Source organism: Tardiphaga sp. (assembly GCF_025356345.1).
Lineage (GTDB): Bacteria > Pseudomonadota > Alphaproteobacteria > Rhizobiales > Xanthobacteraceae > Tardiphaga.
The window spans coordinates 21,054-34,857 of record NZ_JANXTC010000056.1; the positions used below are offsets into that span (position 1 = coordinate 21,054).

8 protein-coding genes are annotated in these 13,804 nt (G+C 64.6%); 5 read left to right on the forward strand and 3 right to left on the reverse strand.

Going from position 1 to position 13,804, the window contains the following annotated elements; translation table 11 throughout:
• Positions 1-62 precede the first annotated feature (62 nt).
• From Q0S16_RS02975 to Q0S16_RS02985, 3 genes are all read right to left on the reverse strand, one after another.
• The gene (locus tag Q0S16_RS02975; protein ID WP_295844893.1) at positions 63-1,292 is read right to left on the reverse strand and encodes a cyclopropane-fatty-acyl-phospholipid synthase family protein; all 1,230 of its coding nucleotides are present in this window, start codon (positions 1,290-1,292) and stop codon (positions 63-65) included.
• Positions 1,293-1,375: 83 nt separating this feature from the next.
• Positions 1,376-2,275, reverse strand: coding sequence for a DUF1365 domain-containing protein (locus Q0S16_RS02980; RefSeq protein ID WP_295844872.1), 900 nt, complete (start codon positions 2,273-2,275; stop codon positions 1,376-1,378).
• Between the two features lie 2 nt (positions 2,276-2,277).
• The gene (locus Q0S16_RS02985) at positions 2,278-3,591 is read right to left on the reverse strand and encodes an FAD-dependent oxidoreductase (RefSeq protein WP_295844875.1); all 1,314 of its coding nucleotides are present in this window, start codon (positions 3,589-3,591) and stop codon (positions 2,278-2,280) included.
• A gap of 439 nt (positions 3,592-4,030) precedes the next feature.
• On the opposite strand from Q0S16_RS02985, the gene Q0S16_RS02990 reads away from it, so the two are divergent.
• The 5 genes from Q0S16_RS02990 to Q0S16_RS03010 all read left to right on the forward strand — a co-directional run.
• On the forward strand, positions 4,031-5,443 hold the full coding sequence (locus Q0S16_RS02990) for an efflux transporter outer membrane subunit (RefSeq protein WP_295844895.1): 1,413 nt from the start codon (positions 4,031-4,033) through the stop codon (positions 5,441-5,443).
• Complete coding sequence (locus Q0S16_RS02995; RefSeq protein WP_295844878.1) at positions 5,433-6,779, forward strand: efflux RND transporter periplasmic adaptor subunit; 1,347 nt, start codon at positions 5,433-5,435, stop codon at positions 6,777-6,779. Before Q0S16_RS02990 ends, Q0S16_RS02995 begins: the two co-directional genes overlap by 11 nt.
• 247 nt (positions 6,780-7,026) lie before the next feature.
• Complete coding sequence (locus Q0S16_RS03000; RefSeq protein WP_295844881.1) at positions 7,027-10,173, forward strand: efflux RND transporter permease subunit; 3,147 nt, start codon at positions 7,027-7,029, stop codon at positions 10,171-10,173.
• Entirely contained in the window at positions 10,173-13,277 is a 3,105-nt protein-coding gene (locus Q0S16_RS03005) for an efflux RND transporter permease subunit (protein ID WP_295844886.1), read from the forward strand. Before Q0S16_RS03000 ends, Q0S16_RS03005 begins: the two co-directional genes overlap by 1 nt.
• Positions 13,278-13,334: 57 nt before the next feature.
• A partial coding sequence (locus Q0S16_RS03010; RefSeq protein WP_295844891.1) for a tRNA-uridine aminocarboxypropyltransferase occupies positions 13,335-13,804 on the forward strand: 470 nt, incomplete at its 3' end.

A 13,804-nucleotide genomic window follows, 5' to 3' on the forward strand; every position in this document is an offset into this window, starting at 1 on the left:
CGCGACCCTAGTGGAGGGTCGGGGGCCGCACAAGGGAGCGGGACGTCGGCCGGGGAGCCAGTTTATTTCGCTTTTGCGAACACGACTTGCCGGACGTCAATGTTCCCGGACAGGAATCCCGCCTCGCAATAAGCGAGGTAGTATTCCCATAGTCGGCGAAACCGGTCGTCGAAGCCGAGCGGGGTCAGGCTTGGCCATGCCGCGCGGAAATTATCTCTCCAGGTCGCCAGCGTCTTGGCATAATCCAGTCCGAAAATGCGTTCGCGCACGACCGGCACGCCGAATTTGGCGCCCAGCGATTTGAGGATCTCCGGCGACGGCAGCATGCCGCCCGGGAAGACGTAGCGCTGGATGAAGTCGACCTCACGGCGATAGGTCTTGAAGAACTTGTCCTGGATGGTGATGGCCTGGATGCCGACCAGCCCTCCCGGCAACAAGCGGTCGCGCAATTGTGAGAAATAATGCGGCCAGAACTGCTCGCCAACCGCCTCGATCATCTCGATCGAGGCGATCCGGTCATACTGGCCGCGTTCGTCGCGGTAGTCCTGGAACTTGATGTCGACCTGGTCGCCGAGACCGGCCTCCTGAATGCGTTTTTGCGCGAAATCACGCTGCTCGCGGCTGATGGTCAGGCCGGTGACATGGGCGCCGTAGTTCTTGGCGGCATATTCCGCGAAGCCGCCCCAGCCGCAGCCGATCTCCAGCACCTTGTGGCCGGGCTGCAGGTCGATGGCCTCGGCGAGGCGGCGATATTTGTTGTTCTGCGCCGCTGTCAGGTCCTGGCTGGCGTCCTCATAGATGGCCGACGAATAGGTCATGCTGGGATCCAGCCATGCCGAGTAGAACGCATTGCCGATGTCGTAATGGGCGTAAATGTTCTTCTTGGCCTGCCGCTTGGTGTTGCGGTTGAACCAGTGCCGGACGATCTGCACGAAGCGCATCATGGGATTGTCGCCGAGCATCGCCTGGATCAGGTCATGGTTGACGCAGAACAGGTACAGGAACTGTGTCAGATCGGTGGTGTCCCATTCGCCGTGCAGATAGGCCTCGGCGATGCCGATGTCGCCGCCATTCAGCAGCCGTGCGGCAAACCCATAACCGTAGATGGTCATTTGCGCCGACGGGCCGGGCTCCATACCGCCCAGCCTGACCCGGCGGCCATCCGGCAGTGTCACGTCGAGCGTGCCGCGGCGCAATCGCGAACCGAAGCCGAACGCCAGCCGCACGATACGCGGCAGATCGGACAGCTGGGCGTCCACGTTTTCGGGGGTGAGGACAATCAGATCAGACACGACCAAATCAGACATTTGCAGATCCATCGAATTGCGTGGCTCCGTGTCCGAGTTGCACGAGGGCTGAAGGGCAGGCCGCAGCCTTATCGAAGCACAGCAATTTTGCGCGGCGCCGACTCCGGTCCGCGCGCCGCCAAAGTTGCCTTACTATAATCGCGGCTTCGCGGACTCGCCAAGACGGTATTTTCCGGCGGGGCTACCGGGCGGGCCACCAGCCGGGCCCCCTTGATCCAGAGTCGCAGCGCTTCCCAATGGATCGCCGCCATGATCTTGAAGGTCACCATCGGGAGCGAGATAAACGCGCGCAGCAGGGCGGATGTTGTCAAGGCACGGCGGCTGCCATGGAAGGTGGCGGACAGCACCGGGCCGTCCGGGTCGGTTTCCAGAATTCGCAACTTGACGTTCGGTCCGGGCGGCGACACCCGGAAGTGATAGCGCATGCGCATGTCGAGGAACGGCGAGACATAGAACAGCTTGTCCTGTTCCTGGCGGATGCCGGCATCGCTGCGCTGGCCAGGCTCGACCGGCAGCACGTAGCTATGGATATCGCCGAAGGTGTTGCGTACTTCATAGATGATCAGCGCGAGCAAGCCGTCGGCGCTGTGACAAAAATAGGCTGACAGCGGATTAAAAGTATAGCCGAGCAGGCGAGGGTAGCACAGCAGTTCGACGCGACCACCGGTCAGGTCGATGCCGTGCTCTGCCGCGCGCGTCTGGGCGAAGGCGCGCAGGCCAGCCCCGTCGCGGCTACCGTGGTCGGACTCGCGAAAACTGTACAGCGCGGCACGGTTGACGCCGAACAGCGGCGTCAACCGGTCCGCGTCGGCGAGCCGGTCGAGGTCGATGAGCAGGCTCATGACGCGGTAGTTGAAGCGATGCCCCATCGGCTTCAGGCGGGCGTGCATGACGTCGCCAAAGTAAAGCGCCGCCGCGGCGGGCGCCGCGGCTGATTGCGCGTCGGTTCGGGGCATCACGTCGGACATGACTACTCGGCGGCCTCGGCCAGTTCGGAGGGCATCTCGCGCCACGGCACCGTCGCGCCGAGCGCTTCGGCGACCGCCAGACCGGATCGCAAACCGTCTTCGTGAAAACCATAGCCGGTCCAGGCGCCAGCAAACCAAGTATGGCGCTGGCCCTGGATATCGCCAAGCCGTTTCTGGGCCGCAAAGGCCTTGGCATTGTACTGCGGATGTTCACATACATACCGGCCGAAGGTCAGCGCCGGATCGGGCTCGAACGGTGGATTCAGGCTGACGAACAACGGCTTGTCGTCGCTGATGCCCTGCAGACGGTTCATCCAGTAGGTGACCGCGACGTCGTTGACGTGGCTACCCTCTCGCTGCCAGCGCAGGAAATTCCACGATGCCCAGGCATTCTTCCGCTTCGGCATCAGCCGGATGTCACGGTGCAGATAGACGATGTTGGGGGCATAGCCGATGTCGCCAAGGATGGCGGTCTCATCCGCGCTCGGATCGGCCAGCATGGCCAGGGCCTGATCGCTATGCGCGGCGACGACAACATGGTCATAGGTCTCGTGGCGGCCATGGCTGTCATGGACGACGACGCCGTGGGGCGTGCGCTCAATCGAGGTCACGGCACAGCCGAGCCGGACGTGATCGCCAAATGCCGACATGAGTTTCTCGACATAACGCTTGCTGCCGCCCTTCACCGTGCGCCAGATCGGACGGTCATATTGCAGCAGCCGATGATTGCTGAAGAAGGCGATGAAATTCTCGGCGGGAAATTTCAACATCTGGTCGGCCGGCGCCGACCAGATCGCGGCGCCCATCGGCGCCAGATAGTCGGTCAGTAGCCGCGGTGCGAATTTGCGGAAGGCAAAATACTCGCCGAGCGTCATATCCGCGAGCAGGCCGGCATCGCGGTCCTTCACGCTCTGCTCGTTGAAGGTCAGAATGTCGCGCAGCATTCGCAGATAGGACGGCGAGAACAGGTTCTTCCATTGCGCGAACAGGCCTCGGGCGGTCTCAGCCCAGGTATCGCCGCCGCCCTTCCATTCGAATTTGCCACCATCCGCCGTCACCGCAAAACTCATGCAGCTTTCCACGGTCTCGACTTCGAGATGGGCAAACAGATTGGTCAAATCCGGATAGTTCAGCTCATTATAAACGATGAAGCCGATGTCGACGGCCAGTTCGGCGCCGTCATAATCGATTGTGACGGTATGGCTATGGCCGCCGGGGCGCAATTCGCGGTCGTAGACGGTGACGGGATATCGCCTCGACAGTGCCCAGGCAGCGGCATTGCCGGCGATTCCCGTTCCGATAATTGCGACGCGCATTCCCAGTCCCCATCAGGCAAATTCTTAATCCAGCTACGGCCGGTACCCTGTTGAGTTTCAACAATGATCAAGGCGAGCGAGCCCTGGCGCCAGACGGCGTCAGTAATATTCGAACACATAAAATATTCGTAACTCGCGCGCGTCAATCGGCACGTTGTTGGTCACCAAACCATAGGAAAACAAGGGAAATTGTGTAAATCCGGTCATCCATCGCGGCATCCCGGCCAGGCTCGACTTGCGGCTGGTGTGGCGTAAGAACACTGTCCGCGCCGCGAAGCGCCAGCTAGACTGCGGGCGCCTGTCGTAAACAACATCATCCGGTGAACTTGTCTCAATCCGCGCATCTCACGGCCCGAACGGACAGCGAATCGCTTCGAACGCGGGCACGCGGCTGGGGAGATTCGCAGTGAGGCATTTCCTGACGCGCCCTGTTTTGCGCATGCTGGTGCTTTGCGCGGCGGTGGCGCCGTCCGCCGGTTGCATACTGACCCAGGATTTGCCGGATCCCGCGCTGGACGTGCCGCAGGGCTATCAGGCCGCGCGGCTGTCGAATCCGAATGGTGCCACCCCAACGCTGGACTGGTGGCGCGGATTTCGGTCGCGCGAATTGACGCAACTGATGGAGGAAGCCCAGACGGTCAACCTCGATATCGCCGCGGCGACCTCCCGCATCCGCCAGGCCGACGCGCAGGCGCGAATCACGGGCGCGGCGCTACTGCCGAGCCTGAGCACGGCCGGCCAGGAGAATTATTCGCGCAATTCCGGCTCCAGCTCCAACGGCCTGACCAATGGCGGGCGCGAGGTGGTTAGCTATTCGTCGTCGCTATCGGCCAGCTATGAGCTGGATTTCTGGGGCAAGAACCGCGACGCGGCGCTGGCCACCGAGGAGACCGCCACCGCCACCCGGTTCGATCGCGACGTCGTCGCGCTGTCGACCCTGACGGCCGTCGCCAATGCCTATTTCCAGGTGCTGGCCTCGCAGGACCGGATCAAGACAGCGGAGCGTAACATCGCCAGTGCGCAGCGCATCCTCGACGCGATCCAGTCGCGGCTGACCGCCGGCACCGGCACCGATCTCGATCTCGCCCAGCAGCAGAGCGTGTTGGCCAACCAGCGTGCCGCGGTGCCGCCGCTGCGCCAGACGCTGGCGCAGAACCTCAACGCATTGGCGACGCTGGTGTCACGGCCGCCGGAAAGCGTCCGGATTAATGGCGGCTCGCTCAACACCCTCGTGCCGCCGCGGGTCACGCCCGGCCTGCCGTCGGAATTGCTGACACAGCGGCCGGATATCCGCCGCCAGGAAGCCCAGCTCGCCTCGGCCACCGCCAGCGTTGGCAGCGCCCGCGCGCAGTTTTTCCCCAGTATCCAGTTGACCGGGCAGGGCGGCTACCAGAGTTCGGCGCTATCATCGCTGTTCCAGCCCAATGCCGCGTTTTTCAGTCTGGTCGGGGGCCTGACGCAGCCGATCTTCGATGGCGGCCGGATCCAGAGTAATTTCGATCTGACACAGGCACGGCAGGATGAACTGCTGCAGACCTATCGCAAGACCGTGGTGCAATCCTTCGCCGACGTTGACAATGCCCTGGTATCGATCCGGCAGACCTCGGAGCGGCTGCGGCTGCTGCGCGACGTACTGACCGCTTCGAGGCGGGCGTTCCAGCTGTCCGAACAGCAGTTGCGGGCAGGCACCGCGGACATCGTAACCGTGCTAAATACCCAGCTCACGCTATTCCAGGCCGAGGATGCGCTGTCGCAGGCGCAACTGGCGCGCCTGCTGGCGATCGTCAGCCTCTACCAGGCGCTGGGTGGCGGCTGGGAGCCAAAATTGGAGAGACCGGTCAATGCTCTTTAAGCCTGACCCGAACGGGACGGTGAACGCGTCAGGCGCCGCGGCTCGCGTCGCAGGCGGCGCGCGGCGTCGCACGGTTTCGATCTTCATCACGTTGCTGATCCTGGGCGGTCTCGGCTATATCGGCTGGCAGGCGCTGCAGCAGAAGCAGGCCGCCGGACGCGCCCCGCGACCGGACGCCACGGTGCCGGTGCTGGCGGCAACGCCAAGAATTGAGGACGTGCCGGTCTATCTGGATGGCGTCGGCGCCGTGAAAGCGCTGAACAACGTCACCGTGCGCGCCCAGGTCGACGGCAAGCTGATCAAGGTCCATTTCAAGGAAGGCCAGGACGTCAAGGCGGGCGATGTGCTCGGCGAGATTGATCCGGTCCTCTACAAGGCACTGTACGACCAGGCCGTCGCCAAAAAGGCGCAGGACGAAGCCACTCTGTCCAATGCCCGTCTCGATCTGGTCCGCTACCAGCAACTGGCCGTCACCAATGCCGGCTCCAAGCAGCAGGCAGACACCCAGAAATCGGTGGTCGCGCAACAGGAAGCGCTGGTGAATTCCGATCAGGCCGCCATCGACAATGCCGCCGCAACCCTCAGCTACACCAAGATCATCGCGCCGCTGTCCGGCCGTGCCGGACTGCGCCAGGTCGATCAGGGCAACATCATCAAGGCCTCCGACACCACCGGGCTGGTGGTGATCACCCAGTTGCAGCCTATCGCGGTGCAGTTCAGCCTGCCGCAACAGCAGATCGTGCGCGCCAATGCCGCCGCCGCCAAGGGAACGCTCGCCGTCGACGTGTTCGGCAATGACGGCGTCGCCGTGGTGGATTCCGGTACGCTGACCGGGATCGACAACCAGGTCGACATCACCACCGGCACGGTGAAGGTCAAGGCCGAGTTTCCGAATGCCAATCTGCAGCTCTGGCCTGGCCAGTTCGTCAATGTGCGGCTCAAGGTCGAAACCTTGCCGCAGGTGATGCTGGTGCCGACTTCCGCCGTGCAGCGCGGCCCCGCGGGGACCTTCAGCTACGTGATCGGCGACGGCGATATCGTCAAGGCGGTGCCGGTCACGGTAACGCAGCAGAACGAAACCAGTGCCGTCATCGCCAAGGGGCTATCGCCGACCGACCGCGTGGTGACCACCGGCTTCGCCAATCTGGCCGACGGCTCGAAAGTCAGCGTCGGCACCAATGACGCGGAGCCGACCGCCGATCTGGCGCCGCGCGCGCGTGGCAGCAAGGGCGAGCGTCGCAGCAAGGGTACGCCGCAAGGCGACCAGAAAGGCCAGACCGGCCTCGCACCGGCGCCGGCCAGCACGCCTGCCGCCGCGCCTGCTGGAGCGAAGTAATCATGATGGCGCGCTCGCGCTTCCTTCTTCCCCTCTCCCACCGGCGAAGCAAAGCTTCGCTGGGCGGGAGAGGGTGGATCGAAGCCCCGCGTAGCGGGGTTCGAGACCGGAGAGGGGGGCAACGCGGAACCCTGGGATCGGTGTTTGCCGCTCCACCGCCTCTCCCGTCCGCGCTGCGCGCGGCCACCCTCTCCCACCAACGTCGCTTTGCGGCGCCGGGGGAGAGGGGAAGCATGAGCGCGCAGCCATGAGCGTCTCAGAACCCTTCATCCGTCGGCCGGTCGCCACCTCGCTGCTCGGGGTTGCGCTGCTGATCGGCGGTGCGCTCGGCTACTGGGCGCTGCCGGTATCGGCGCTGCCGCAGGTCGATTTTCCGACCGTGCAGGTCTCGACGCAGCTGCCCGGCGCCAGCCCCGACGTGATCGCCTCGCTGATCACCGCGCCGCTGGAGCGCCAGCTCGGCCAGATTCCGTCATTGTCATCGATGACCTCCACCAGCTCGTTCGGCGTCAGCGCTATTTCGCTGCAGTTCGACCTCAGCCGCGATATCGACGGCGCCACCCAGGACGTCCAGGCGGCCATCAACGCCGCCGCCGGCGTGTTGCCCAGGAATCTTCCTTATCCGCCGGTCTACGCCAAGGTGAACCCGGCCGACGCGCCGGTGATGACGCTGGCGCTGACCTCCGACACCATCTCGCTGCGCGCCATGAGCGATATTTCCGACACGCTGCTGGCGCAACGCCTCAGCCAGATCTCCGGCGTCGGCCGCGTCGCGGTGCTCGGCGGGCTCAAGCCGGCGGTGCGGGTGCAGGCTGATCTGTCCCGGCTCGCGGCCTATGGCATCGCCATGGAGGACCTGCGCACGGCAATCGCCGGCGCCAACGTATCCGGCCCGAAAGGGTCGCTGGACGGTGCGCAGCAGGCCTACACTATCGCCGCCAACGACCAGATTGGCGCCGCCGACGCCTATCGCCCGATCATCGTCGCCTATCGGAACGGCGCGCCGGTGACGATCGGCGACATCGCCCAGATCGTCGATGGACTCGAAAACGATCGTACCGGCGGCTGGTACCAGGGAACGCCGGCGGTGATCATCGAGATCCAGCGCCAGCCCGGCGCCAATGTCATCGAGGTGGTGCGCCAGATCAACGAAGAGATCCCCAAGGTGCAGCGATCGATGCCGGCCGGCGTCAAGCTCACGGTGGTCAGCGATCGCACCGTCACCATCCGCGCTTCCGTGCATGACGTGCAGTTCACGCTGGTGCTGTCGGTACTGCTGGTGACGCTGGTGGTGCTGCTGTTCCTGCGCTCGCTGCGCGCCACGCTGATCGCCGGCGTGGCGCTGCCGCTGTCGCTGATCACCAGCTTCGGCGTGATGTATTTTGCCGGGTTCAGTCTCGACAATCTCAGCCTGATGGCGCTGACCATCGGCACCGGATTCGTGGTCGACGACGCCATTGTCATGATCGAGAATATCGTCCGGCACATGGAGGACGGCGAGAGCCCGATGGAAGCCGCACTCGCCGGCGCCAGCGAGATCGGTTTCACCGTGATCTCGCTGACGGTGTCGCTGATCGCGGTGTTCATCCCGCTGCTGTTCATGTCCGGGCTGGTCGGCCGCATGTTCCGCGAATTCGCGATGACCCTGACCATCGCCGTGATCACTTCGGCCATCGTATCGCTGACGCTGACGCCGATGATGTGTTCGCGGCTGCTCAAGCATTCCGGCGACGAGTGGCAGGTGCCGGGTCTCGCTGCCGTCAGCGCCGGCATCGACGCCATGGTGGCGTTCTATCATCGCACGCTGCTGTGGGTGCTGAAGCATCAGCCGGCGACGCTGGTCGTCACCTTCCTGACCATCGTCGCCACGCTCGGCCTCTACATCATCGCGCCGAAAGGTTTTCTGCCGCTGCAGGACACCGCCTCGATCACCGCGGTCACCGAGGCCGGCGCCGACGTGTCCTTTGCCGAGATGCAGAGCCGGCAGGCGGCCGCGGCGTCCGTCATTCAGGCCGATCCCGATGTCATCAGCGTCGTGTCAGTGATCGGCGGCGGCACGGTCAATCCGACCACCAATGTCGGCCGACTGGTGCTGAACCTGCGGCCGCGCAGTGAGCGCAAGGATGACATCACCCGGGTGATCACGCGGCTGAAGCGGAGCGTCGCCGGCATTCCCGGCATGACGGTGTATTTCCAGCCGGTGCAGGACATCCAGATCAGCACCCAGGCGAGCCGCTCGCAATATCAATACACGCTGACCGGCACGGATGCCGCGCAGGTCACGCTGTGGTCGGACCGACTGGTCGCCGAACTGCGCCGCGATCCGATGTTCCGCGATGTCTCGTCGGAATCCCAGGCCGGTGGCCTGCGCGCCGCGCTCGACATCAACCGGCAGCGCGCCGGCCAACTCGGCGTCAGCCTGCAGGGCATCAACGACACCCTCAACGACGCCTTCGCGCAGCGGCAGATCTCCACTATCTACGGTCAGGCCAACCAGTACCGCGTGGTGCTGGAGGCGCTGCCGTCGCAGCAGCGCGATCCCGACGTGCTGTCGAAACTATATCTGCCCGGTACGGCCGGCGCTCAGGTGCCGCTGTCGGCGGTGGCCACGCTGACGCGCACCACGGCGCCGCTGGCGATCTCGCACCAGGCGCAGTTTCCGGCGATCTCGCTGAGCTTCAACCTCGCTCCGGGCGAGGCGCTCGGCGACGCCGTCAACGAAGTCAAGGTGATCGAGCAGCGGATCGGCATGCCCGGCAGCATCAACGGCCTGTTCGCCGGCGACGCCGCGGAATTCTCCAAGTCGCTGTCGGGCCAGCCCTGGCTGATCCTCGCGGCGCTGGTGACGATCTACATCGTGCTCGGCGTGCTCTACGAAAGCTACATCCACCCGATCACCATCCTGTCGACGCTGCCGTCGGCCGGCGTCGGCGCCATCCTGGCCTTGATGGCCACCGGCCAGGATCTGTCGGTGATCGGGTTGATCGGCATCATCCTGCTGATGGGCATCGTCAAGAAGAACGCGATCATGATGATCGACTTTGCGCTGGAGGCGGAGCGGCATCGCGGCATGACGCCGGAGGCGGCGATCGTCGAGGCCTGCCTGCTGCGCTTCCGCCCGATCATGATGACGACGCTGGCGGCGCTGTTCGGCGCGCTGCCACTGGCGGTGGAGAGCGGCACCGGCGCCGAATTGCGGTTTCCGCTCGGCGTCTCGATCATCGGTGGCCTGGTGTTGAGCCAGTTGCTGACGCTGTACACCACCCCGGTGATCTATCTCGCGCTCGACCGCATCAACCGTCGTTTCGAGAAGGCCACACCGCCCGTCAGCCTCCCGCCTTCGCCGCCGATCGCGAGAACGGCGAGGGCAGCGGGGGCGGGGGGCGCGCCGTAATGGCCTCGATCTCCGAGCCCTTCATTCGCCGGCCGGTCGGCACCACGCTGCTCGGCATTGGCCTGTTCCTGATTGGCGCCGTTGCCTATCACTTCCTGCCGGTGGCGGCGGTGCCCAATGTCGATTTTCCGATGATCCGGGTGCAGGCGTCGCGGCCGGGCGCCGATCCGGCGATCATGGCCGCGACGGTTGCCGCCCCGCTGGAGCGCCGGCTCGGCGTCATCTCCGGCCTCGATCAGATCACCTCGACCAGTTCGCTTGGGATCACCAGTATCCAGTTGCAATTTGCGATCGGCCGCAGCGTCGACCGCGCGGCGCGCGACGTGCAGGCGGCGATCAATGCCTCGATCGCCGACCTGCCGACCGACCTGCCGACGCTGCCGACCTTTCGCAAGGCGAACCCGTCGGCGGCACCGGTGTTCATCCTGGCGCTGACCTCGAAGACGATGTCGGCCAGCGCCATCTATGATGTCGCCGACACCGTGATCGTGCAGCGCATCTCACAGGTGCCGGGGGTCGGCGAGGTCACCACATCAGGCGCGGACCAGCCCGCGGTGCGCATCCAGCTCAATCCGGTCGCGCTGTCGAATGCCGGGATCAGCACCGACGACGTTCGCACCGCCATCGTCAACGCCAATCCGCTCGGTCCCGTCGGAATTTTCAATGGGAGCCGACAGAGCGAAACACTATCGATGAATCCGCAGATGCGGACCGCCGAGGAATTTCGCGACATTGTCATCAAGAGCGCGAGCGGCAATTTTCTGCGGCTGTCCGACATCGCCGACGTGCAGAACGCCACCCGCAACAGCCGCTCGGTGGCCTGGTTCAACAAACAGCCGGCGGTGCTGATCCAGATCACCAAGCAGGGCGACGCCAATGTCATCGATACCGTCGACCGGGTGAAGGCGCTGATCCCCGACCTCAAACAGTGGATTCCCGCCGGCATCGAGGTCTCGGTGCTGACGGACCGCACCGGCACGATCCGCGCCTCCGTCGAGGATATGGAGTGGACGCTGCTCGCCACTGCGATGCTGGTGATGTTCGTGGTCTTCATGTTCCTGCGGCGTGGCATACCGACCATCGCCGCCGGCGTCTCGGTGCCGCTGGCGCTGGCCGGCACCTGCGCCGGGATGTGGCTGGCCGGGTTCTCGATCAACAATCTGTCGCTGATGGCGCTGGCGATCTCGGTCGGCTTCGTCGTCGACGACGCCATCGTCATGATCGAGAACATGTACCGCAACCTGGAGGAGGGGATGGCGCCGCTGCGGGCGGCGCTGGAGGGCGCGCGCCAGATCGGCTTCACGGTACTGTCGATCTCGCTGTCGCTGATCGCGGCGTTCACACCGCTGATCTTCATGGACGGGCTGGTCGGCCGGCTGCTGCGCGAATTCTCGCTGACGCTGACCTTCTCGATCGTGGTGTCGACCGTGGTGTCGCTGACGGTGACGCCGATGATCTGCGCGCACTACATCAAGAGCGGTGTTTCCAGCACCGAGACCCGGTTTGACAGGATTGTCGAGGGCACGCTGTCGCGCATCGTGGCGTTCTACGAACGCACGCTGCGTATCGTGCTCGGCTTTCCGCTGCTGACGCTGCTGGTGTTCTTCGCCACCATCGCGCTGACGGTGGTGCTTTACGTCAAGACACCGAAAGGCCTTTTCCCGAGCGACGACAGCGGTTTCGTCATCGGTGCCAGCCGGGCTTCCGCCGATACCTCGTTCCAGGCGATGCTGGGGCTGCAGCAACGACTGATGGATATCGTCCTGGCCGATCCCGGCGTGGCCAGCGTCGGCGCCTCGGTCGGCAGCGGTGGCGGGCCGGGCGGAGGCGGTGCCAACCGGGGCACCATGTTCATCGCGCTGAAAGACCCGGCGCAGCGCAACAATGATTCGACCGAGGACGTCATCAATCGGCTGCGCCGCAACCTCGCCGTGGTGCCGGGCATCCGCCTGTTCATGTTCGCCGCCCAGGATCTGCGTGCCGGCGGCCGCCAGAGCGATTCGAATTATCAGTACACGCTGACCTCGACCAATCTCGACCTGTTGCAGAAATGGGCCCCGCTGGTCGCCAAGCGCCTCGAGACGGTCGAGGGAATCACTGACATTTCCAGCGACCGCGATCCCGGCGGCCTGCAATTGACGCTGGCGATCGACCGCAACAAGGCCTCCAGCCTTGGCGTGGAGGTGCAGGACATCGACAATGCGCTCAACAACGCGTTCTCGCAGCGCCAGATCTCGACCATCTACACCCAGCGCAACCAGTACAAAGTCATCATGGAGATCGACGCCAAATTCCAGAACGACCCGACCGACCTCGATCGTATCTTCGTCGCCGGCGCCAATGGCGCGCAGGTTCCGCTGTCGGCCGTCGTGCGCACGTCCCGGACGCTGTCGTCACTGGCCGTCGCACATTCGCAGGGATTCCCGTCGACCACGGTGTCGTTCAACACGCTGCCCGGGGTGCAGCTCGACGCCGCGACCGGCAACATCCAGCGCGCGGTCGATGAGTTGCACATGCCGGAAGGCATCCGTGGCGGGTTTGACGGCAGTGCGGGGGATTTCAGCAAGACCACCGGCCGCCAGCCACTGTTGATCCTGGGCGCGCTGATCGCGATGTATATCGTGCTGGGCGTGCTCTATGAGAGCCTGGTGCACCCGCTGACCATCATCTCGACGCTGCCATCGGCTGGCCTCGGCGCGCTGCTGGCGCTGCAGGTGACCAACACGCCGCTCACCGTGATCGCCTTTGTCGGCATCATTCTCCTGATCGGGATCGTCAAGAAGAACGGCATCATGATGGTCGATTTCGCGATCGAGGCCGAGCGACATCGCGGGCTGTCGCCGGCCGCGGCGATTTTCGAGGCCTGCAGCGTGCGGTTTCGCCCGATCCTGATGACGACGCTGGCGGCGGCCTTTGCCGCGATTCCGCTGGTGGTCGCCACCGGGCCCGGCACCGAGCTGCGCCGCCCGCTCGGCATCACCATCATTGGTGGGCTGCTGATTTCGCAGATCCTGACCCTTTATACGACGCCAGTGATCTACCTGCTGATGGATCGGCTGCGCAGCCGACCGCGGCCGGTGGCGCTGCCGGCGCCAGCCGAATAAGCAGGCAGCCTTCGTCACAATGGTTGAAGCGCCCAGCGGCGAAGCGTATAGCGGGCAATGTCAAAAATTTCAGACCTGAAAGCCGGTGAGCCCGAGGCGATCCCGGAATGCCCGCGTTGCATGAAGCCGGTGCCGCTGTGCATCTGCGACAGCATTCCGACCATCGAGAGCCGGATCGGCGTGCTGGTCCTGCAGCACCCGCAGGAACAGGACCGCGCGCTCGGCACCGCCCGGGTTGCCGCGCTGCATTTCAAGAACGCCGTCGTCAAGATCGGCCTGTCCTGGCCGAGCCTCGCCAAGGCGCTGGGCCGTCCGATAGCCGATCCGTCGCGCTGGGCCGTGCTCTACCTTGGCTCCGCAAAAGTGTCGGACTTCGAGACCGACCGCGACCTCCTGGCGATCGACCGCAAGGGTGAGGCGGAGGAGAACCAGCGCGCCATTCTCAAGGAGATCCAGGGCATCGTCCTGCTCGACGGCACCTGGAGCCAGGCCAAGGCGCTGTGGTGGCGCAATGCCTGGATGCTGAA